This is a genomic window from Geomonas sp. Red32, assembly GCF_023652955.1.
Classification (GTDB): domain Bacteria; phylum Desulfobacterota; class Desulfuromonadia; order Geobacterales; family Geobacteraceae; genus Geomonas.
In genome coordinates this window covers 83,730-105,917 of the sequence record NZ_JAKLOY010000011.1, presented here as the reverse complement: position 1 = coordinate 105,917, position 22,188 = coordinate 83,730, and the positions used below count along the sequence as shown (strand labels likewise).

The window sequence follows — 22,188 nt, the reverse complement described above, 5'->3', positions numbered from 1 at the left end:
CGGGACCCGACACTGAATAAAAGGAAGCCCTCTGGTAGCCCGATGACAGAAACCTTTCTCACACGATATCTTTCAGACAGTACTCTCCCGCTGATAGAAACCAACCCCAGTCACTGGATAGGAAGAAAGGGCGTGGCAACCTTGCTGGCCGCCCTCGTCCTGGTTCTTTCCGGCTGTGCGGTAGGCCCCGATTTCCATCGTCCCCCCGCGCCCACCGTTTCCACTTTTACCGGACAGCCGCTTCCTGCTACCACCGCCAGCGCACCAGTGCCGCAGGGGGGAGAGCAGAAAATCGTGAGCGGCCGCGAGATTCCCGCCGAGTGGTGGACGCTGTTCCGTAACCAGCCGCTCAACGACCTGATTGCGCTGGCGGTGAAGAACAGCCCCAACCTGGCGGCGGCGCAGGCCGCCCTGCGGGAAGCCGAGGAGAACCGGCGCGCCCAGTTCGGGACGCTGCTACCTACTGCCGACGCCAACTTTGCCGTCCAGCGTCAGAAATTCTCCAGCGCCGCCTTCGGTCAGCCCAACGCACCGAGCTCCACCTTCACCCTTTACAACGCCTCCGTGCAGGTCTCCTACAACCTCGACCTGGCCGGCGGCGAGCGCCGCGCCCTGGAGGCCTCCCAGGCCCAGCTCGACTACCAGCGCTATCTCCTGGAAGGATCCCACCTCACGCTGAGCTCCAACCTGGTCACCACCGCGGTGCAGCAGGCCTCCCTCAAGGCCCGCATCCGGGAGGTGGGAGCGATGATCGCCGCCCAGGATGAGGAGGTGAGGCTCATGGAGCGGCGCCTGGAGCTGGGGGCCGGGACCAGGCCGGAACTTTTGGCCCAGCAGGCCCAGCTGGCGCAGACCAAGACCTCGCTCCCGCCGCTCGAGAAAGAGCTGGCCCAGTCGCGTCACCAGATGGCGGTCTTGGCCGGGAGATTCCCCTCCGAATCGGGTGCGCTCCCCGAGTTCGACCTGGCCGGTCTCCAGCTTCCCCAGGAGTTGCCGCTTTCGCTCCCCTCCGAGTTGGTGCGCCAGCGCCCCGACGTCCTGGCTGCCGAGGAGATCCTCCACCAGGCCTCCGCCCAGGTCGGGGTGGCCGAGTCGAACCTTTTTCCCAAGATCACCCTGAGCGGGAGCTTCGGTCCCCAGAGCACCACCTTCGCCGACCTCTTCACGAGCGGCTCGGTCTGGTCGATCGGCGCCGGAATCGTGCAGCCGCTCTTTCACGGCGGGGAGCTGCGGGCCAGGAAGCGGGCGGCCGAGGCGGCTTACGAACAGGCGGCGGCCCAGTACCGGGCCACCGTGCTGCAGGCCTTCCAGAACGTCGCCGACGTGCTCAGGGCGCTGGAGCTCGACGCCAAGGCGCTCAGGGCTCAGTCCGACGCCGAGCAGGCAGCCAAGGCAAGTTTCGATTTGACCCGGAAGCAGTACGATGCCGGGGCCGTCAACTATCTCCTGCTCTTGGACGCCGAAAGGCTGTACCTGCAGGCAAGGATCACACTGGCCCAGGCGCAGGCCGCGCGTTTAGCCGACAGCGCCGCCCTTTTCCAGGCGCTGGGCGGCGGGTGGTGGAACCGGACGGCCGGAAACGCACCCCCATCCTCACCCCCGCCCTCCCCTTGAAGGGGAGGGAGGAGGCAAAACGATCGGCGGTAGCACCTACCGAGGGAATCACGTTCCCACCCTTTGAAGGGGAGGGAAACTTTTAGATGCAATGGAGCCGTAACTCATGAAGAAGCGGATTTTATACGCCGTCATCCTGGTGATCGTGGTGGTGGCGGTGCTGGCAGGGATCAAGGCCTTGCAGATCAAGGCGATGATCGATAACGGCAAGAAGTTCGTCATGCCGGCGGAGACGGTCACCTCCACGGTTGTGCGTTCGGAGACCTGGGACTCGAGCCTTCCCGCCGTCGGTACCCTCAACGCGGTCCAGGGCGTGACCGTCGCCTGCGAGATCGCCGGGAAGGTGACCAACATCTCCTTCCAGCCCGGCGGCTTCGTCAAAAAGGGCGATCTCCTGATCAGCCAGGACACCACCGCCGAGCAGGCGCAGCTGCAGAGCGCCCTGGCCCAGGTGGAGCTGACCCGCACCGCCCTCGAGCGCGACAAGAAGCTCCTGGCCGAGCGCATCATGTCCCAAGCCGATTTCGACCAGGCCAAGGCCGCCCGCGACCAGGCCGTCGCGCAGGCCGACAGCATCCGCGCCACCATCGCCAAGAAGACCGTCCGCGCCCCCTTCTCCGGCCGGCTCGGCATCCGCCAGGTCAACCTCGGGCAGATGCTCAAGGAGGGAGACCCGATTGTCACCCTGCAGAGCATGAACCCCATCTTCGCCGATTTCGCCCTCCCGCAGCAGCAGGTCGGGACTCTCCGCACCGGTCAGCAGGTGCGGATCACCTGCGACGCGCTGCCGGGGATTACCACCCCCGGCCGGGTCACCGCCATCAATCCGCTGGTCGATGCCGACACCCGTAACGTGAAGGTGGAAGCCACCCTGGAAAACAGCGCGGAGCGGCTGCGCCCGGGGATGTTCGTCAACGTGGCGGTAGGGCTTCCCGCCCGCCAGAAGGTGCTGGTCATCCCCGCCACCGCCGTCCTCTACAACCCCTACGGCGACTCCGTCTTCCTGATCGTGAAGGCGCCGCCGCAGAAGGAGGCTCCCCCCACGAAGGGGCAGAAGGGAGCCGCCCCGGCCCCCAAGCAGGCCGATACCGGGCTGGTGCTCAGCCAGCAGTTCGTTCGTCTCGGGGAAAAGCGCGGCGATCTGGTGGCGGTAACGAGCGGGGTCAAGGAAGGCGATACCATCGTCAGCACCGGGGTCTTCAAGCTCCGTAACGGCCAGTCCGCCATCGTCGACAACCGGCTCGCTCCCCCCTTCCAACTGGCTCCCAAACCGGAGAATAACTGACCGTGAAGATCACCGACCTTTTCATACGCAGGCCGGTGCTCGCCGCGGTGGTGAGCCTGGTTATCATCATCGCCGGGCTCCAGGCGATCAAGACCCTCCAGGTGCGCCAGTACCCGCACTCGGAGAACGCCACCATCACGGTCACCACCGTCTACGTGGGCGCAAGCGCCGAGCTCGTCCGCGGCTTCATCACCACCCCTCTCGAGCGGGTCATCGCGGCCGCCGACGGGATCGAGTACATCTCCAGCCAGAGCACCATGGGGCTTTCCACCATCTCGGTCCGCCTGAAGCTCAACTACGATTCCACCAAGGCGCTCGCGGAGATCTCCTCCAAGGTGGACCAGGTGCGCCGCGACCTTCCTCCCGAGGCGGAAGTCCCTACCATCAACATCGAGTCGGCCGACAGCCAGTTCGCCTCGGCCTATCTGAGCTTCACCTCGGACGTTCTCAAGCAGAACGAGATCACCGACTACCTCGTCAGGGTGGTGCAGCCGCGCCTCTCCGCCGTGGCCGGCGTGCAGCGGGCCGACATCCTCGGGGGGCGCACCTTCGCCATGCGGATCTGGCTCAAGCCCGACCGGATGGCCGCGCTCGCGATCACCCCCGCCCAGGTGCGCCAGGCGCTGGCCGCCAACAACGTCCTCTCGGCCCTCGGGCACAGCAAGGGGACCTACATCCAGGTCAACCTGACCGCGGACACCAACCTCACCACAATCGACGAATTCAAGAAGCTCGCCCTCAAGCAAAACGGCGCCACTATCGTCCGGCTGGGCGACGTGGCCGACGTCGTCCTCGGGGCAGAGGACTACGACTCCGAGGTCCACTTCTCCGGGCAGACCGCCGTCTTCATGGGGATCTGGGCGCTTCCCAACGCCAACTCGCTCGACGTCATCAAGGCGGTCCGCGCGGAAATGGAGAACATCCAGCGCGACCTCCCGACCGGGCTCAAGGCGAACATCGCCTACGACGGCACGAGCTACATCCAGAGCGCCATCCACGAGGTACTGAAGACCCTCTCCGATACCCTGCTGATCGTCATGGTGGTGATCTTCCTCTTCCTCGGATCCTTCCGGTCGGTGCTGATCCCCATCGTCGCGATTCCCGTCTCCCTGATCGGCGGCGTCTTCCTCATGCAGGCCTTCGGCTTCACCGTCAACCTCCTCACCCTGCTGGCCATCGTCCTCTCCGTCGGTCTCGTGGTGGACGACGCCATCGTCGTGGTGGAGAACGTCGAGCGTCACATGCGGGAAGGGAAGACCCCGCTGGAGGCGGCGCTGGCCGGTGCCCGCGAGCTGGTCGGCCCCATCATCGCCATGACCATCACCCTGGCCGCCGTCTACCTCCCGATCGGCCTGCAGGGCGGTCTCACCGGCTCGCTCTTCCGCGAATTCGCCTTCACCCTGGCGGGTGCGGTCACCATCTCCGGCATCGTGGCGCTCACCCTGTCGCCGGTCATGTCCGCCACCCTCCTGAAGCCCGGCGCCGCCGAGCACGGCCTGGCGGGGCGGATCTCCCGCGATTTCGAACGGCTTAAGAAGCTCTACGGCCGGATGCTCTCCACCACGCTGGCGGTGCGCCCCGCCGTCTATACGATCTGGCTGGCCATCTCCGTGCTGAGCATCCCGATGTTCACCATGAGCGCCAAGGAGCTCGCCCCCACCGAGGACCAGGGGGTCATCTTCGGCATCATGGACTCGGCTGCCAACTCGACGGTGGACCAGAACCGCGTCTTCGCCACCGCGGTCAACAACATAATGATGGGAGTGCCGGAAGCGCAGTTCACCTTCCAGCTGACCTCCCCCAACTCCGGCTTCAGCGGCCTCGTCGTAAAGCCGTGGGAGGAGCGTAAGCGGAACATCTACCAGATCATGCCGGACGTGCAGAAGAAGATGCAGGAGCTCCCCGGGGTGCGGATCTTCCCGGTCCTCCCGCCGGCACTTCCCGGCGGCGGCGACTTCCCGGTCGAATTCCTGATCACCTCGACCGCCGAGGCTCCCCAGATCCTCCAGTTCGCCCAGCAGCTGCAGGCCAAGGCGGCCGCCAGCGGCATGTTCGCCTTCCCGCCGCTCATCGACGTCAAGATCGACCAGCCGCAGACCGAGTTCATCATCGACCGCGACAAGGTGGCATCGCTCGGGCTGAACCTCTCCCAGATCTCCGGGGACCTGGGCTCGCTGGTAGGGGGGGACTATGTCAACCGCTTCGACATCTCCGGCCGCAGCTACAAGGTCATCCCGCAGGTCCAGCGGACCGACCGGCTGAACCCCGGCCAGCTCGAGAACGCCTACGTGAGCGGCCCCAACAACTCGGTCATCAAGCTTTCCACCATCGCCACCCGGCGCGACACCGTGGTCCCCCGTTCCCTCAACCGCTTCCAGCAAAAGAACGCGGTGAAGATCAGCGGGGTCGCCATCCGGCCGCTGGACGAGGCGCTGACGTTCATGGAGACCGAGGCGGCCAAGATCCTCCCCCAGGGGTACCGGTTCGATTACACCGGGGAATCGCGGCAGTTAAGGACCGAGGGGAACAAGTTCCTCCCGGCCTTCGGGCTCGCCATCGTGCTGATCTTCCTGGTGCTGGCCGCGCAGTTCAACAGCTTCCGCGACCCCTTCGTCATCCTGGCGGGCTCGGTCCCGCTGGCCATATTCGGCGCGCTCATCTTCACCTTCCTGAAGATCCCGGACCCCAACGTCCATTTCTGGACCAGGGGATGGACCACCACCCTCAACATCTATTCCGAGGTGGGATTGGTGACCCTGGTCGGCCTGGTCTCCAAGAACGGGATCCTGATCGTCGAATTCGCCAACCAGCTGCAGATCCAGGGGCTGAGCAAGCTGGACGCCGTCCACCAGGCCGCCATGACCCGTCTGCGGCCGATTTTGATGGTTGCCGCCGCCACCATCGCCGGCCACTTCCCGCTCACCCTGGTGACCGGCCCGGGCGCCGCGGCGCGAAACTCGATCGGTCTCGTGCTGGTAGGGGGGATGTTCATCGGCACCATGTTCACGCTTTTCGTCGTGCCGTCCATCTACATGCTGATCGCCAAGGACCACGCCAAGGACCGCCGGCGCGCCGAAGAAGTCACCGCCGCCGCCCACGATTGACCAAAATTCACATTATTTCCACATTTCCTCCGCAATTGGGGCATATGGTCTTCCCACTGCCGGATACATCGGTGCAGGGGGGTCCCGCTTTCTCCCCTCCGCCGACATCCTTTGCCGCGACAGGTACCCTCCCTTGTCGCGGCATTTTTTTTCTTTCCGCTGAAGCTCTTAACCTCTTCACCCCTTCACCCGTTCTTCTCTTCTTCTCCCCGGACTAGCCTCCCCGCGCCCCGAAAGTACCCTAGAGTGGCACCCGGTGCCCCCGCGAATCGCAGACATGGCGGCGGTTTTGAAACGCGCCACTCGGGCCGTTTTACAGCGTGATTTGGCGGGCTGGCCAAAACGGGCACCGATCTTGTATTGCAACTACCTACAAATTCTCCGGCCGGCCGCTAAGTAGTGGGTAACTTGGATGAAATGCAATCGGGGGAATTCGTCTCCCCCTGCGAAAAATGAGACAGCTGTCGTCTTTGGAGGGAAAAATGAAACGATCCTGGTGCCGGGTTTTCGCTGGATTAGTCGTGCTGGCCATGGCTGCTGCCCCCGCCAGCGCGTGCGATCTCTGCGCCATCTACCGCTCGCTCGAGGCCAGGACCGGCAACCCTGGCCCCAACTTCGGCGTGTTCGAACAGTTCACCCACTTCGGCACCATGCAGCAGGACGGGCAGAAGGTCGATAACCCCGCCGGGCAGCGGCTCGACAGCAGCATCACCCAGTTCATCGCCGGCTACCGTTTCGACGACAACTTCGGCGTCCAGATGAACATCCCCTACATCAACCGCTCCTACCGCCGTCCCAAACCGGACGGCACCATCGACACCGGCACGGTCTCCGGCGTGGGGGACGTCTCCCTCATCGGCCACTACCGCGGCTGGCAGCTGACGGGTGAGGACGCCATCCTGGTCCTGGATCTTATGGGCGGGGTGAAATTCCCGACCGGTGACTCCAGCCGGATCGGCGAGGAACTGAACGAGACCGCTCCCGCTCCCGGGGTGCCGGAGTCGGGGATCCACGGGCACGACCTGGCGCTGGGAAGCGGCTCCTGGGACGGCGTGGTGGGGGCCGCGGTTTTTGCCAGCTGGCAGCGGCTGTTCGTCAACGGGGCGGTGCAGTACAGCATCCGGAGCCGGGGGGATTTCAACTACCGTTACGCCAACGATCTCGGCTGGCACGTCAAGCCCGGGGGGTACCTCTGGCTGACCGACAAGGCCGCCTTTTCTCTCCAGCTTGCCGTGAGCGGCGAGGACAAGGGGAAGGACGATCTCAACGGCGTGGTAGCCGAGGATACCGGGATGACCACGCTTTTTGCCGGGCCGGAGATCTCCTACACCTGGAAGGAGAAACTGAGCGCGGAATTCGGAGCCGAATTCCCGCTGGTCAACGACAACACCGCCTTGCAACTCGTTCCCGATTACCGTATCAAGGGCGCGGTCACCTACCGGTTCTAACCGGCTGGGCGCTCAATACCGCTTCGACCAGCGTCGCAGCACTTTCGAGGTATCAGCCATGGATCTCAGCAAAACCTCCTATCGACAGATCATTCACAGCCTGAGCGACGGCCTCTACATCCTGGACAAGAACCGAAGCATCGTCTATTGGAACCAGGCGGCGGAGGAAATCTCCGGCTACCAGGCCGAGGACGTCGTCTGTCACCGCTGTTCGGAAAACCTTTTGTGCCACGTGGACGAGGAGGGGAGAAACCTCTGCCTCCACGGCTGCCCGGTCACCGCCGCCCTCAGAGACGGCTGCAGCCACAAGGCGGACATTTTCGTGCGCCACAAGAACGGGCATCGGGTGCCGGTCTCGGTCCGGGTCTCCCCTCTGACCGACGACTTCGGCGAGATCATCGGCGCGGTGGAGATCTTTTCCGACTTGAGCAACAAGCTCGCCAGCGAGCAGCGGGTCAAGGAGCTGGAAAAGATGGCCATGGTGGACAGGCTGACCCGGTTGGCCAACCGTTATTTCGTGGAGAAGGAACTGGAGGCTTTCTTCGAGGAGAGGGACCGCTACGGCCACACCTTCGGGATTCTCTTCATGGACCTGGACGACTTCAAGGTGGTCAACGACCGTTTCGGACACGATGCCGGCGACAGTGTGCTCCGCTTCGTCGCCGACACCCTGACCGCCAACTCGCGCCCCTTCGACGTGTACGGCCGCTGGGGAGGGGAGGAGTTTGTGGGGATCGTGCGGAACGTCAATGCCCACGATCTGATGCAGATGGGGACCCGGCTCTTGAACCTGGTCAGCGAATCGTTCATCCCGATGAACGAGGAGCGGCTCAGGGTGACCGTTTCCATCGGGGCAACCCTGGCCAACCCGGACGATAGCATCGTCTCGCTGATGCAGCGTGCCGATGCGCTGATGTACAAGAGCAAGGCCGGCGGAAAGAACCGCCTGACCATGGGGTGAGTCCGGGGGCGCTGCCCGATCCGCCGAAGATACTGCGTGTGCGTACGTCTGCGCTGTAGCAGGCACGAGCTTACTCTTGCCTGACTATATCGACCGAGATCTCTACGGCGGGAACGTCTCCTTTATTCTCGAGCCAGTGCAGGGTATTCCTATCCTCGGGCCAGCCCACTCCCGGCCCGTACTCGGTAGCCACCCCGTTCCGGTGGTCAGTGATGGTCCCCTGAAGAATGTAGACCAGCCCCGGGCGATCCACGTGATTGTGAACCGGGCCGAAGACCCCTCCCGGTTCGATAGTCACCATTCTCATTCTCAACTGGCGTCCAGCCAGCCCCTCGATCTCGGGGCCAAGGTCGACCGCCGCCAGTAACTTGACCGAAACGCCTTTCGTCTCAGGCGCCACCTCTTCCTTGCTCATAGCCGCTCTCCGCAATCGAAGTTTCCCTTTGAAGGTGACGCTTTTGTCAGCCAACGCTCGCATCATCTTGCTTCTATTCTAGATGCAAATTGCACCCTCTGCTTCTTGTCGCCCCGAGGTAGTACATGGGGTGTCCCTCACTCAGACCTCCCGCTCCCTTGCAAACCTCACCTGACCACTCGACGGGCAACACGCAACACCTGCCGCCCAGAATCCTCTGCCCGCTGCACCCCTCAGAAAAAGATTGCAAAGAAATAAATAGCGTGCTAACTAAATTGCCATGACTCTCTCTGCTACCAAGATTGACCGCAGCAACCTGCTTTTCCGTCTAGCCGTTCTGACGCGCCGGTGGTGCCAGATCCTGGACAAAGAGTTTCAGGATGCCGGACTGACCGCGGCTACCTGGCGTCCTCTCCTGCATCTTCATCTTCTTGGTAAGGGTATCCGCCAGAAGGACCTCGCGGCATCCATCGGTATCGAAGGGCCCTCCCTGGTCCGTCTGCTCGACACCCTGATCGCGAAGGGGCTGGTCGAGCGGTCGGAAGACTCCACGGATCGCCGGGCCAAACTCCTCTGTCTCACCACTCCGGGGCATGAGGTAGTGGCGAGCATCCATGGCACCACCATGGATCTCGAAAGCGAGTTACTGAGCACCTTCAGCAAGACGGAATTTTCGCAGATGGCCGGGTTCATCGAACGGCTGGAAACTACGGTCAGCACGGTACACCAGCGGAGCAAACAATGATGGATCACCGGCTTTGCCGGCTCATGATCCACCAGCGGCCGCACCTTGTCTTTGCCCTCCGCGGCGCCCTGTCCGTGCTGGCCCCCGGAGACGTTTCCAAGGTTCTGGAAGAGGCCGCCGCTGCCCTCTACGAGATTTCGGAGCCTGCATCGGTGCCGGTTCCACGGGATAAAAGCGGTATGCCGGTCACGCCAAGTGAGTGCTGGAAGGGAGGGACACTGCAATGTCCTATCTGAGATTCAAGGGCTTCGACGAGGGGTTGTTGTGCCAGCAAATCCCCGTGTTGGTCATGGAGTTTGCCCGGGTTGCCGCCGTGCCGGAGGAAGTCGTCAAGGCCGAGCTTTTGCCCGTCATCCAACTCACGCCCAGTCCACGCTCGCTGGAGATATTCATGTTTCCGAGACCGCAGCAAACACACGACCGGATCGCGGAAACTCTCAACGACCTCTTCGTCCATTTTGGCTACGAGGATGTCCATATCTTCTTCGTGCCGCTGTCTCCATCGCTGTACTACAAGGAAGGGGAGCCGCTGAAAGAGATAAGCTGGCTACCGGGATTCGAATCGAAGTAACTCTTCAGACTCGTCTGGAGCTAACCAACAGGAAAGGAATCATCATGGACCTCAAAGGTAAAACAGTGCTGATCACCGGCGCCAACGGAGGCATCGGCGGGGCTTTAGTGAATGCCGTTCTCGACAAAGGGGCTGCCAAGGTCTATGCGGCAGCCCGAACCATCACCGGGGTGATGACGTTGTCCAATCGCAAGAGCGACAGGGTGGTCCCGCTGCGGCTGGATATCACCCATCCCGCCAGCGTGGCGTCGGCCCATGAGATCTGCCAGGACGTGGACGTGCTGATCAACAATGCCGGGGTCAACCGTTGTACCGGCCTGCTGGAGCCAACCGGCATGACCGGCGCCGAGGAGGAGATGAAGGCGAACTTCTTCGGCACCCTGGCCATGTGCCGCGCATTCGCGCCGGTACTCGCCTCCCGCGGCGGGGTGCTGGTGAACGTATGTTCCATCCTCGGGCTGGTGAACCTCCCCGCCAACGGGACCTACTCCGCCTCCAAGGCCGCGGTGCATTCCCTTATACAGGGGGTGAGGGGAGAGCTTGCACTCCGTGGGGTGCGCGTGGTCGGGGTTTATCCCGGCCCGGTCGATACCAGGATGACTGCGGGCCAGGACCTCCCCAAGGCCGCGGCGGAGCTGGTGGCCGCGGAAATCATGGCCGGGCTCGAAAACGGTAACGAGGATATCTTCCCCGACCCCATGTCGCAGGAGGTCCACGGTCAATTGGTCAAGAATGCCAAGGGGGTTGAAAAGGCGTTTGCGGCGTCGATTCCGGCCGCCAGCTGTGCCGCGGCAGCGGATGATGGTGCGGAGGATCCCCGGCCGGCCGCCTCCGCTCAGGGTGCATGAGGGAAAAGGGCCATGTTCGACATCGAGCAAAGCGTCGTTTTTGTGCTCTCGAAGGCCACCCAGAGGATCTGGGCCGTGTTCCGGGATGAGTTCCAGGACTACGCCCTAACCCCGCCGCAGTATATTCTGATCGCCCTCCTCTGGAAGGCGGACAACATCTCCCAGGCCGAGCTTGCCAAGAGAAGCAGGATCGACAGGAGCACCCTGGGAGGAATTGTCGAGCGGATGGAAAGGATTGGTCTGGTCGAGCGTGAGCCGTCGGCGGAGGACCCGCGCGCCAATCGGGTACGGCTGAGCGAAAAGGGGAGGGCCCTCTTCGAAGAGGAGCTGTCTCAGGCAGCTTACCGCGTCCGCCGGAGAATCACCGAAAAGCTCACCCCCGGTGAGTACAAGCAGTTGAAACAGTTGCTCAACAAGCTCGTGGCCGGAGTGTACTGACACCTCCGGAATTCGGACTCGCTTTTGTCACGGCGCAGTCCAGTGGATCTGGCCGTGAGGTGCGGGGGCTAACCGTTCGGAATGCATGGCGCGGGACCAGATCCTCACTCGCATCCTCTCTATGAAGGAGCGGGAACTCCCCCCTTTCCCCAGTACATACCTGCCTCGCGGTCAGCCTTGCCGCTCTCTCATAGGCCATTTCTTCTCTGGCTATGCAAGAAATAGCCTGCCTTATGACAGTTTCTCCCTCAAGTTTATTCTTCCCTTTACCGATCTAAATCCAGACCGGCTTTGCCAAATGCCATAGAAACGAGTGGTTTTCGACTCGATTCCCCTCAGCAACTTGAAATCGTTAGCGTTTTTTCGCTCCGGGCAGTAGACAGCGGGATTGTTTCCTTTATAATTAACCACTGAGTTTTTTGAATCTCATTGGAGAACGCATGCCACCTACCCGAAACGTTTTCCTCCGTTATATGCCACTTTTGGTTGCTCTCTTTCTCCTCACTCCGGTGATGGCGCGGGCCCACGTGCATTCCACTCCGGGTGGCGGGGGAGGGGGGGCTGGCGCGCCAGCAGATGCCTTCGTCGGGCTGGACGAGAAGCTGGGGGCCAAGGTCCCGCTCGACCTGGTGTTTAAGGACGAGAACGGAACGCCGCGCAAACTGAGGGAGCTTATCACCGGCCCCACCATCATCGTCCCGGTCTACTACCGCTGCTCGAACGTCTGCAGCTTTCTCCAATCCGATCTGACCCGCGTGCTCCCGGCCCTCAAGCTCAAGGCAGGCAGCGATTACCGGGTCCTCTCCTTGAGTATCGACGAGACCGAAACCCCGCAGCTCGCCGCCAGCAACCAAAGGATGTACCTCGCGGCCATGCAGGACCGCTTCCCCAAGGAGGGGTGGCACTTCCTGACCGGCGAGCTCGCCTCCATCAAAGGGGTGACCGATGCGGCGGGGTTCCATTTCAAGCGGCAGGGGGTGGAGTTCATGCACCCGGTTGCCTGCTTCATCGTCTCCGGCGACGGGACCATCGTCCGCTACCTCTACGGGACCACCTTCCTCGCCAAGGACCTCACCCTGGCGCTGGTGGAGGCGGGGGAGGGGAAGATCGGCTACGGCATCAAGAAGATGGTCGGCTACTGCTTCACCTTCGATCCGGCCAAAAGGAGCTACCAATTCAACCTGCTCAGGGTGACCGCCACGGTGATCATCGTCTGCTGCGGGTCTTTTCTGGCCTACCTGATCCTCGGGGGACGGCAGGTCAAACGACATCAGGCGGGGGGTAAATGAGTTCGGATGCTACGGTTACGCCCGTTACGGGCGGCTTCTGGGAGGATACCGGGAAACGGGGTATCGCCTCCTGGATTTTCTCCACCGACCACAAGAGGATCGGTCTTCTCTACCTCTACTCGGTGCTCGGATTCTTCCTGGTCGGGGTGTTCCTCGGGGTGCTGATCCGGCTGGAGCTGATGGCTCCCGGGCCGACCATCATGACCGCCAAGACCTACAATGCGGTCTTCACCGTACACGGGGTGGTGATGATCTTCCTCTTCATCATCCCGGGAATCCCGGCCTCGTTCGGTAACCTGGTGATGCCGATCCAGATCGGCGCCCGGGACGTCGCCTTTCCCCGGCTGAACCTCCTCTCCTGGTGGCTCTACGCCATCGGGGCGGTTATCGTCCTCACCTCGCTCTTTACCGGCGGCGGCGCTCCGGACACCGGCTGGACCTTCTACGTCCCCTTCTCCGCCCGCACCGGCACCAACGTGTCGCTCGCCGTCTTCGGCGTCTTCGTGCTCGGCTTCTCCTCCATCCTCACCGGGGTCAACTTCGTCACCACCATCCACCGGCTGAGAGCCGAGGGGATGAACTGGGGGAGACTCCCACTCTTCGTCTGGTCGCTCTACGCCACCGCCTGGGTCCAGATCCTCGCCACCCCCATCGTGGCCATCACGCTTCTCATGGTGATCGCCGAGCGGACCCTCGGGGTGGGGCTCTTCGATCCCTCCCGCGGCGGCGATCCGGTCATGTACCAGCACCTCTTCTGGATCTATTCCCACCCGGCGGTCTACATCATGATCCTGCCGGCCATGGGGGTGATCTCCGAGGTGATCCCGGTCTTCTCGAGGAAGCCGATCTTCGGCTACAAGATGATCGCCGTCTCCTCGGTGGCCATCGCGGCGGCCGGATCGGTGGTCTGGGGGCACCACATGTTCACCTCCGGGATGAGCGACACCGCGGTGATGGTCTTCTCCTTCCTGACCTTCGTCGTCGCCATCCCCTCCGCCATCAAGGTCTTCAACTGGGTCTCCACCCTCTACCGGGGATCGATCTCGCTGGAGGCGCCGATGCTCTTCGCGCTCTCCTTCATCCTCCTCTTCTCCATCGGTGGCTTGAGCGGGCTGATCCTCGGCGCGGCGGCCACCGACATCCACGTGCACGACACCCACTTCGTGGTGGGGCACTTCCACTACGTGATGTTCGGCGGCACCGGCTTTGCCTTCTTCGCCGCCGCCCATTACTGGCTTCCCAAGTTCTACGGGCGCCGCTACAAGGAGAAACCGGCCATCGTCGCCTGGGCGCTCATGTTCGTCGGCTTCAACGTCATGTACTTCACCATGCAGGTCCTGGGGATGAAGGGGATGCCGCGGCGCTACTTCGACTACCTCCCCGAGTTCGCGAGGCTGAACTTCGTCGCCACCGTGGGGAGCTGGATCCTGGTCACCGGTCTCATCATCATGCTGGTGAATCTCTGGCGCGGGCTTTTGAAGGGTGAGCCGTTCGAGGGGAATCCGTGGGGAGGGGCCTCTCTGGAGTGGATTACCGCCACGCCGCCGCCGACGGAAAATTTCGAGGAGGACCCGGTCGTCACCCACGGTCCCTACGACTTCAAGAGGGCGGGGGAACCATGAGCCATCTTCTGCCGCGGGACGACGTCGGGGCCAAGCTGGGGATGTGGCTCTTCCTTTTCACCGAGCTTCTCCTCTTCGGCGGGCTCTTCATCCTCTATGCGGTCTACCTCGCCCGCTATCCGCACGAGTTCTCGGCGGGGGGGCACGAGCTCAACGTGGTGATGGGAACCACCAACACGGTGGTGCTTCTGACTTCGAGCCTCTTGGCGGCCATGGCGGTTACCGCCATCAAGACCGGCAAACCCAAGAGCACCGTGGCCCTTCTTTTGGGAACGATCGGCTGCGCCGGGATCTTCCTCGTCATCAAGTATTTCGAGTGGAGCGCCAAGTTCGCCCACGGGATCTATCCCGGCTCGCCGCGGCTTGTGCACGGGCCTCCGGGAGAATCGGTCTTCTTCAGCCTCTACTTCCTGACCACCGGCCTCCACGGGATCCACGTCGTCGTGGGCGGGGCGCTCCTGACCTGGATCGGCACCAAAGTCGGCAAGGGGAGCCTCACCGCCGAAAACAATGTGATGCTGGAGAACGGGACCCTCTACTGGCACCTGGTGGACCTGGTCTGGATCTTCATTTTCCCGCTGTACTACCTGATTCTGTAGGAGTTCGGTCATGTCCGATCACGATGCCCATAAAGAGGGCTCGGTTCATATCGTAAGCTATGGCCAACTGGTGGCCGTCTGGGTGTCGCTGCTTCTTTTGACGGTGACCACCGTGGCGGTGACCCGGGTGGACCTCGGGGCGGGGAAAGTCTGGGCGGCGCTGGCCATCGCCTGCGTCAAGTCCGGGCTGGTGATCGCCTTCTTCATGCACATGAAGTACGAGGCCCGGCTGTTCCGGATCATCTTCTTCGTGGCGCTGGTGACGCTGGCGGTCTTCATCGGCCTTACCTTCTTCGACGTGCTCTACCGCTAGAGGTGAACGTGGACAACCAACTGATATCGACGACCCAGGCAGTTGACCCGGTCTTCATCTTCATCTTCGGCGCCTGCCTGGTGATGCTTCTCGGCATCACCGCGGCCATGATCCTCTTCGTGGTCCGCTACCGGCGTTCCCGCTCTCCCGAGCCTACCTCCGACCGGGACGGAAGCCTGTGGCTGGAGATCGTCTGGACCCTCCTTCCCACCCTGCTGGTGCTGGCCATGTTCTACTACGGCTGGTCCGGCTACCTGACCCTGCGCACGGTCCCCAAGGGGGCGCTGCAAACGAAGGCGGTGGCGAGGATGTGGGCCTGGAGCTTCCAGTACGAAAACGGCAAGACCTCCGACAAGCTGTACGTTCCGGTGGGGAAACCGGTGCAGGTGAACCTCGAGTCGAAGGACGTCATCCACGGCTTCTTCGTCCCCGCCTTCCGGATCAAGCGGGACGTGGTCCCGGGGATGAAGAACCATGTCTGGTTCGTGGCGAGCAGGCCGGGGAGCTACGACATCTACTGCTCCCAGTACTGCGGGACCGGGCACTCCGCCATGATCGGCAAGGTGGAGGCGGTGCCCGAGGCGCAGTTCACCGCCTGGCTGAACGAGGCGAAAGAGGAGAAGGAAGGGGACGAGGGGATGGCCCACGAGGTCTTCGAGAAGTTCGGCTGCCTCGGCTGCCACTCCACCGACGGGAGCCAAAAGGTGGGGCCGACCTTCAAGGGGCTCTACGGGAGCAAGGTGAACGTGACCCGGGGTGGAAAGAAGGAGACGGTGACTGCCGACGACGGCTACCTGACCGAGTCCATCAAGACCCCGGCCGCCGCCATCGTGGAGGGCTTCCCCCCGATCATGCCGGCCCCGGAGGGGATTACCGACGCCCAGGTCAAGGCGGTGGTGGAGTTTATCAAAGGCTTGAAATAGTCCTATTGGACGCATGGGTCCTGTTGGACCTATCGGAGGGTTTGTGAGGGGACTGCGGAAACTTTTCAGGTGGCGGCTGGCGTTGGTCAACGGGATGGCGGCGCTTGCGGGGTACCTGCTCTGGCCGGGAACGGTGGACACCACGGTTGCCCTGTCGCTGGTGATGGGGGTAACCATGCTGGCCTCGGCCGGTTCGGCCTTCAACCAGGTGATGGAGCGGAAAAGCGATGCGGTGATGAGCCGCACCTGGGGCCGCCCCTTGGTCAGCGGCGACATGATCCCCTCGGAGGCGCTGGTCCTCGGTGCGGTGATGACCGCCGACGGCCTCGCCATCCTCGGCTTCTCGGGAGGGATCGAGGCCGCTCTCCTGGGGGCTGCCGCCCTCGCCTGGTACCTGGGCATCTACACGCCGCTCAAGCGGCGGACCCCGTTCGCCCTGCTGTTAGGGGCCCTCTGCGGAGCGACCCCGCCGGTGATCGGCTGGTGTGCGGCGGGCGGGGCGGCGACCGACTTCCCGATACTGCTGCTGGCGCTCATTCTCTTCCTGTGGCAGGTCCCCCACTTCTGGCTCCTCCAGCGGCGCTACGCCGACGACTACCGCCGGGCCGGCTTCCCCATTTTCCTTCCGCCGTCCCGCCAGGGGGGGAGGGTGCTCTGCCTCGTCTGGATCTTCGCCATGATCGCGGCGGCCATGATGCTCCCCGCCTTCGATATCGTCTCCGGCCGTGCCGATCCCTGGTCGCTCGTCCTCTTCGTCCCGCTGGCGGTGGCCCTCGTCAACTCCCGGGAGCGGGTGGTCTTCGCCGGGGTGACTCTCTTCCCGTTGCTCGTCACCGCCGTGGTCTTCGCGGGGAGATAACCCTCCCCGCCGGTTCCCCGGGCTACTTCTTCACCTGGCCGCTCTGGGGGACCACCACGATTCCCGATTCGGTTATCGTGTATCCCCGCCGCTTGTCCTCCTCGTGATCGTACCCGATCACCGTCCCGTCCGGGATGACCACGTTCTTGTCGATGATGGCCTTCTTGATCTTCACATGCCTCCCCACGTTCACATTCTCGAAGAGGATGGAGTCCTCCACCAGGCTGTAGCTGTTCACCCGGCAGCGCGGGCCCATGATGGTGCCGCGTACCGTGCTCCCGCTGGTGATGCACCCCGCGCAGACGTAGGAATCGATGTTGACCCCGCGGCGGTCGTCTTCGTCGAAGACCGTCTTGGCCGGGGGGAGGTTCCCCTGGTTGGTGAGGATCGGCCACTTGTAGTTGTAGAGGTTCAACTGCGGGGAGACGTTGATGAGGTCCATGTTGGCCTCGTAGTATGAGTCGAGCGTCCCCACGTCCTTCCAGTAGCCGCGCTCCTCCGCCTTCATGCCGGGGATCACGTTGTCGTTGAAGTTGTACGCGAAGATCCGGTCCCCTTTCTCCAGCATCATCGGGATGATGTGCTTGCCGAAGTCGAGGTCCTCGTAGATCTTCTTCCCTTCTTGCAGCACCTCGATCAGCTTCTTGGTCGGGAAGATGTAGTTCCCCATCGAGGCGAAGCAGACGTCGCGGCCGGGGACCGGCTCCGGGTTCTTCGGCTTCTCGGTGAAGGCGGTCACCTGGGAGTCCTCGTCCACCGTGAAGACCCCGAAGCGGGAGGCCTCGGCCACCGGGACCTCGAGGGCGGCGATGGTCAGGTCGGCGCGGTTCATCCGGTGGAAGGAAATCATCTGGTTGATGTCCATCTTGTAGATGTGGTCGCCGCCGAAGACCGCCACGTAGTCGGCGTCGGAGGATTCCACGAAGCGCAGGTACTGGAGGATGGCGTCGCCGGTCCCCTTGAACCAGGACTCGCTCTCGCTGCTCGTTTCCGGGGAGATGGCCACGAAGAATTCCCCCAGGCCGGTCCACTTGCCCCACGATTCGCGGATGTGCTTGGTGAGGGAATAGGCCCGGTACTGGGTGAGGATGTAGACCTTCTTGATACCGGAGTTGAAGAGGTTACTGAGAACGAAGTCGATGATCTTGTATTTGCCCCCGAAGGCGACGCTCGGTTTGGCTCTTCTCAGGGTGAGGGGACTCAGGCGTTCGCCTTTGCCACCGGCAAGCACCATCGCAATTGTGTTTCTACCGACATTCGAATACATGGGCACTCCTTTGTTTCATTACAGCGGCAACCGCCGCTACCTATTTTAGTGGTGAAACCGGGTCCCCCCCTTGTCAAAGGGGGGACAGGTGGGATTTGACTTCACGGATCGAGAGGCAAATCCTACTGAATCCCCCTTTTGCAAAGGTGGACTTGCTAGAACAAGAATTGTCTCTGTCAGTGGGAGCTCCGGCTTATGCCAGTAGAAGGGAGGAATTGTTTCCTTCAGCAGAACCCATGGAGAAGATTAATAGAGAGAAGGGGCAATGTCAAAGACAATTTGAAACCTCTAAGACAAAATCCTAAACCATTTTGCGGTATTCCCCACCGACCTCGGTCAAGGCGGCGGTGATCTGTCCCAGCGTGGCGTGGCGGACGGTCTCCATGAGCTCGCCGAAGACGTTTCCCCCCTCCCGGGCCACCTGCTTCAGCCTCTCCAGGTAGAGGGGCGCCTCGTCCCGGTGGCGCTCCTTGAAGCCTTTCACCCGGGCGAGCTGCCGTTCCCAGTCCTCGGGGCCGGGGCGGACCACCTCGGAGGCGGCGGGATACGTGCCGGGATCCCCTTCGGGGAGCTCGAAGACGTTGTAGCCGATGATCTTGCGGAGGGGAGGCTCCGGCTGCTCCGGGCGTGGGCGGCGCCGCTGCTGTTCGTAGCGGGCGCTTTGCTCGGCGATGGCCCGGCGCTGGTAGCCGAGCTCGGTGGCGGGCCCGACCCCTCCCAGCTGGTCGAGGCGGTCGAACTCCTCCAGCACCTGTGCCTGGACTTCCCTAAGGAGCGTCCGGAAGGCGTAGGAGCCGGAGAGGAGGTTCTGGATCACGAAGGCTTCCGCCTCCTCCCTGAGGTAATTGGGGATCATGGTCGCCTGGCGGACCCACTTCTCGGCGGGGGTGGTCATCGGCTCGTCGGCGGAATCGACGTGCAGCGAGTTGGTGTTGTTCAAAAGCCCGAGGTAGGCATGGATGGTCTGGCGGACCGGGTTCAGGGTATCCCACTCCTCGGACTGCAGCGCGCGCCCGGAGGTCTGGGAGTGGAACTTGAAGCGCTGGGAGCGGGCGTCGGCCCCGTAGACGTCGCGCATGGCGATGGCCCAGATCTTCCGGCAGACCGCCCCGTAGGCGAGCCACTCGGCCTCGTGGGAGACCCGGAAGAAGAAGGAGAGGTTGGGGGCGAAGCTGTCGACGGGGAGGCCGCGGGCGAGGAAATTTTCCACGTAGGTGAAGCCGTTGGAGAGGGTGAAGGCTATCTCCTGCACCGGCCGGGCCCCCGCCTCCCCGATGTGGTAGCCGGAGATGGAGAGGGAGTAGAACTTGTCGACCCCGTTCTCGATGAACCACTGCTGCACGTCGCCCAAGAGCCTGATGGCGAAGTCGGTCTGGAAGATGTTCTCGTTCTGCGCCTGGATCTCCTTGAGGACGTCGGCCTGCACGGTGCCGCGGAGGTTTTTCACCGTCTGCCGCCGCAGCTCTTCCGCCTCGCTCGCCGGAAGGGGGGCACCCCGCTCCGCTTCGGCCCGTTCCCGCTCGATCTCGCAGGCGGCCACGAAGTACATGGCGAGCACGATGGCGGCCGGGCCGTTGATGGTCATCGAGGTGCTGATCTCGGGGATGCGGAATCCGGCCAGGACGAGCTTCATGTCCTCCCAGCTGTCGATGGCCACTCCCCCTTCGCCGATCTTGCCCACCGAGCCGGGGTCGTCGTCGCTGTCGCCGCCGTAGAGGGTGATGCCGTCGAAGGCGATGGAGAGCCGGGGCTTGGCCACCCCGCGGGCCAGGAAATGCAGCCGCCGGTTGGTCTCCTCCGCTCCCCGCAGCCCGGCGAACTGCCGGGTGGTCTCCCCGGCCGAGAGCGTGCGGTAGGGGTAGATGCCGGTGACGAAGGGGAACTCGCCCGGAAGCCCCTCTTCGAGGAGGAAACGGAGCGTCTCGGCGCGGTCATCCGGGTCGGGAAGGGCGACCCTCATGAGCTGGAAGCCGTTGGGGGTCTGCACCGACGGCTCGCTCCCCATCCGGGCCGCGGCGGCCAGCGAGAGCTCGTTCCACCTCGACGGCCACTCATCGAGGAGGCGTCTCGTCTCGGCGGAGAGTCCCTCTCCCGACGGGTTGGTCCGGATCTCCCGGAGCTCGCCCGCCACCATCTGGTCGTAGGCCCGCACCTTGCCTGCGATCTCGGCGAGGTAGGCGCGGCGGCGGTGGGGGACCAGGGTGCTCCTCTTGGCGTAGCGGAATATGTCGCCGGCGGGGGGGATAGCGGGCGGAGGCCAGCCGAGGCGCTCGCAGAGCCAGGCGAAGAGGCGGGCGGTGCCGGGATCGTTGACCGCCTTGGAGGTGGTCGGGAAGAGGAGATCCTTCTTGCCGAGCTCGGAGAGCACCCCGGCGAGCTCCGCGTATCCCGCCTCGGCCCCCTCCAGGTCGACCTTGTTGAGCACCACCGCCCCCGCGTCCCTCAAGAGCTGGTCCTTTTGGAGCTGGAAGGCGCTGCCGTACTCGCGGGTCTTCACGTAGAGAACGAGGTCGGCGTCGAGGCCGGAGAGATCGAGCCCGGTCTGGCCGGTTCCCGGTGTCTCGATGATGATGAGGCCGAAGCCGGCCGCCCGGAAGAGGGCGGTGAGCTGGGGGAGCCGGGGGGAGATGGGCGCGTAGGCGCTTCCCGTGGCGACGCTGCGAAGCCAGACCCGCTCGTGATAGATGGCGTTCATCCTGACCCGGTCGGCCAGGAACGCGGTGGTGGCGGAGCCGACCTGGAGGGAGGGGTCGTTGGCCAGGACGGCCACCCGCAGTTCGGGGTAGGTGGCCAGGAAGCTTCGCACCAGCTCGTCGATCAGGGTGCTCTTGCCGCTTCCGCCGTCGCCGCAGATGGCGAGGACCTTTGCGGATCCGGCGCCCCTCCTTCGCAAAGAAGGGGAGAGGAGATTGCCGACCGGCGCCTCCGCGGGGAGAGTCTCCGCACGGGTAAGCCAGGTGGTGAGGAGGACAGGGTCACCGGCCAGCCGCTTCAATCCATCTTCCGTGATCTCTTTCTCCGCGGCCTCGCGGTGCTTTACGGTCCGCCCGATCAGGTCGCGGGCGATTTCGGAGAGGGGCCACCCCGGGCCGTAGATCTTCTCGACCCCTTCTTTTTCCAGGGTGGCGGCATCACCGGGAAGGATGGTTCCCCCGCCGCCGCCGAAGAGAAGGGTGTTGGCGAGGCCGAGCTCGCGGAGGCGGCGGGCCAGGTGGGGGAAAAACTGGAGATGCCCGCCGTTGTAGGAGCTGACCGCCACCGCGTCGGCCCCTTCCTGGAGCGCCGCTTGGGCGATCTTTTCGCCGGTCATGTTGAAGCCGAGGTAGATCACCTCCAGCGGGACGCCGGCAGCCAGAAGTGCCCGGTTGAGTGCCAGCACGGAGGCGTCGTGGCCGTCGAAAGCGGCCACCGCGGTGAGTATTCTGATCGTTCGGGGAGCCATGAGGAAAGTATACGGGCGGGGTCGGGTTTTGTCTAAAACGGGGCGGTTGACTGGCGAAAGGGTGATGTTAGAGTTGGGTAACGTTTGGCCAAGGTCCTTGGGCCCGCCGATCACATCTCGCAACAGATCCCCAAACCAAAATCGCAGGAGGAACTACCATGGCAAAAGAAGCTTGGGTGGACCAGGACGTCTGCATCAGCTGCGGGCTTTGTGTGGACAACATTCCCGAGGCGTTCCGTTTCGCCGACAACGGCAAGGCGGAGTGCTACGACTCGGGCGGAGCCTCCGAAGAGGAGATCCAGAACAATGCCATCGACGTCTGCCCGGTCTCCTGCATCCACTGGAGATGACCAGCCCGGAAGTGGTGTGGAAAGACGAAAGGCCGTCCCCGGAAGTGGGGGCGGCCTTTTTTCGTAGGAGCGGTTAGGTTAGCCGGATCGGCCAA

The 22,188-nt window shown here is 63.4% G+C and carries 19 protein-coding genes; 16 read left to right on the top strand and 3 right to left on the bottom strand.

Translation table 11 applies throughout. The annotated features are described in order from the left end of the window. Nucleotides 1-132: 132 nt before the first annotated feature. The 5 genes from L4X63_RS21635 (at nucleotide 133) to L4X63_RS21615 (ending at nucleotide 8,412) form a co-directional block, all read left to right on the top strand. Complete coding sequence (locus L4X63_RS21635; RefSeq protein WP_250680749.1) at nucleotides 133-1,614, top strand: efflux transporter outer membrane subunit; 1,482 nt, start codon at nucleotides 133-135, stop codon at nucleotides 1,612-1,614. A gap of 106 nt (nucleotides 1,615-1,720) precedes the next feature. After that, nucleotides 1,721-2,899, top strand: coding sequence for an efflux RND transporter periplasmic adaptor subunit (locus L4X63_RS21630; RefSeq protein ID WP_250680748.1), 1,179 nt, complete (start codon nucleotides 1,721-1,723; stop codon nucleotides 2,897-2,899). Between the two features lie 2 nt (nucleotides 2,900-2,901). After that, a complete protein-coding gene (locus tag L4X63_RS21625) occupies nucleotides 2,902-6,003 on the top strand; it encodes an efflux RND transporter permease subunit (protein WP_250680747.1) in 3,102 nt (1,033 codons plus the stop codon). Between the two features lie 482 nt (nucleotides 6,004-6,485). Beyond that, the gene (locus L4X63_RS21620; RefSeq protein ID WP_250680746.1) at nucleotides 6,486-7,451 is read left to right on the top strand and encodes a hypothetical protein; all 966 of its coding nucleotides are present in this window, start codon (nucleotides 6,486-6,488) and stop codon (nucleotides 7,449-7,451) included. A gap of 58 nt (nucleotides 7,452-7,509) precedes the next feature. Then, nucleotides 7,510-8,412: a sensor domain-containing diguanylate cyclase gene (locus L4X63_RS21615; protein WP_250680745.1), complete on the top strand. Its 903-nt coding sequence runs from the start codon at nucleotides 7,510-7,512 to the stop codon at nucleotides 8,410-8,412. 70 nt (nucleotides 8,413-8,482) lie between these two features. On the opposite strand, the gene L4X63_RS21610 is transcribed toward L4X63_RS21615, so the two are convergent. After that, nucleotides 8,483-8,827 (bottom strand): cupin domain-containing protein, encoded by a 345-nt coding sequence (locus L4X63_RS21610; RefSeq protein ID WP_250680744.1) that lies wholly within the window; start codon nucleotides 8,825-8,827, stop codon nucleotides 8,483-8,485. Between the two features lie 280 nt (nucleotides 8,828-9,107). Between L4X63_RS21610 and L4X63_RS21605 the strand changes: the two genes are divergently transcribed. From L4X63_RS21605 to L4X63_RS21560, 10 genes are all read left to right on the top strand, one after another. Further along, nucleotides 9,108-9,572, top strand: coding sequence for a MarR family winged helix-turn-helix transcriptional regulator (locus tag L4X63_RS21605; RefSeq protein WP_250680743.1), 465 nt, complete (start codon nucleotides 9,108-9,110; stop codon nucleotides 9,570-9,572). A 223-nt stretch (nucleotides 9,573-9,795) separates the two neighbouring features. Then, nucleotides 9,796-10,143 carry a DUF1904 family protein gene (locus L4X63_RS21600; RefSeq protein ID WP_250680742.1) on the top strand — a complete coding sequence of 116 codons (348 nt, stop codon included), beginning with the start codon at nucleotides 9,796-9,798 and terminating at the stop codon, nucleotides 10,141-10,143. A 44-nt stretch (nucleotides 10,144-10,187) separates the two neighbouring features. Beyond that, nucleotides 10,188-10,991 carry an SDR family oxidoreductase gene (locus tag L4X63_RS21595; protein WP_250680741.1) on the top strand — a complete coding sequence of 268 codons (804 nt, stop codon included), beginning with the start codon at nucleotides 10,188-10,190 and terminating at the stop codon, nucleotides 10,989-10,991. Between the two features lie 12 nt (nucleotides 10,992-11,003). Further along, nucleotides 11,004-11,429, top strand: a complete 426-nt coding sequence (locus L4X63_RS21590; protein WP_250680740.1) for a MarR family winged helix-turn-helix transcriptional regulator — start codon at nucleotides 11,004-11,006, stop codon at nucleotides 11,427-11,429. Between the two features lie 473 nt (nucleotides 11,430-11,902). Next, the gene (locus tag L4X63_RS21585) at nucleotides 11,903-12,718 is read left to right on the top strand and encodes an SCO family protein (protein WP_250680739.1); all 816 of its coding nucleotides are present in this window, start codon (nucleotides 11,903-11,905) and stop codon (nucleotides 12,716-12,718) included. After that, nucleotides 12,715-14,340 carry a cytochrome c oxidase subunit I gene (ctaD, locus tag L4X63_RS21580; protein WP_250680738.1) on the top strand — a complete coding sequence of 542 codons (1,626 nt, stop codon included), beginning with the start codon at nucleotides 12,715-12,717 and terminating at the stop codon, nucleotides 14,338-14,340. Before L4X63_RS21585 ends, ctaD begins: the two co-directional genes overlap by 4 nt. Further along, on the top strand, nucleotides 14,337-14,939 hold the full coding sequence (locus L4X63_RS21575; RefSeq protein ID WP_250680737.1) for a cytochrome c oxidase subunit 3 family protein: 603 nt from the start codon (nucleotides 14,337-14,339) through the stop codon (nucleotides 14,937-14,939). The genes ctaD and L4X63_RS21575 overlap by 4 nt, the downstream gene beginning before the upstream one ends. A gap of 10 nt (nucleotides 14,940-14,949) precedes the next feature. Further along, entirely contained in the window at nucleotides 14,950-15,252 is a 303-nt protein-coding gene (locus L4X63_RS21570; RefSeq protein ID WP_250680736.1) for a cytochrome C oxidase subunit IV family protein, read from the top strand. A gap of 8 nt (nucleotides 15,253-15,260) precedes the next feature. Further along, nucleotides 15,261-16,175 carry a cytochrome c oxidase subunit II gene (gene coxB, locus L4X63_RS21565; protein ID WP_250680735.1) on the top strand — a complete coding sequence of 305 codons (915 nt, stop codon included), beginning with the start codon at nucleotides 15,261-15,263 and terminating at the stop codon, nucleotides 16,173-16,175. Nucleotides 16,176-16,218: 43 nt separating this feature from the next. Continuing rightward, nucleotides 16,219-17,034: a protoheme IX farnesyltransferase gene (locus tag L4X63_RS21560; protein WP_250680734.1), complete on the top strand. Its 816-nt coding sequence runs from the start codon at nucleotides 16,219-16,221 to the stop codon at nucleotides 17,032-17,034. Between the two features lie 22 nt (nucleotides 17,035-17,056). Here the strand turns inward: L4X63_RS21560 and glgC are convergent, their stop codons facing one another. Then, a complete protein-coding gene (gene glgC / locus L4X63_RS21555) occupies nucleotides 17,057-18,301 on the bottom strand; it encodes a glucose-1-phosphate adenylyltransferase (RefSeq protein WP_250680733.1) in 1,245 nt (414 codons plus the stop codon). A 301-nt stretch (nucleotides 18,302-18,602) separates the two neighbouring features. Continuing rightward, nucleotides 18,603-21,743, bottom strand: a complete 3,141-nt coding sequence (locus L4X63_RS21550; protein WP_250680732.1) for a methylmalonyl-CoA mutase family protein — start codon at nucleotides 21,741-21,743, stop codon at nucleotides 18,603-18,605. Between the two features lie 158 nt (nucleotides 21,744-21,901). Here L4X63_RS21550 and L4X63_RS21545 point away from each other — a divergent pair, with 158 nt between their 5' ends. Continuing rightward, nucleotides 21,902-22,093 carry a ferredoxin gene (locus L4X63_RS21545; RefSeq protein WP_250680731.1) on the top strand — a complete coding sequence of 64 codons (192 nt, stop codon included), beginning with the start codon at nucleotides 21,902-21,904 and terminating at the stop codon, nucleotides 22,091-22,093. The last annotated feature ends 95 nt before the right edge of the window (nucleotides 22,094-22,188 follow it).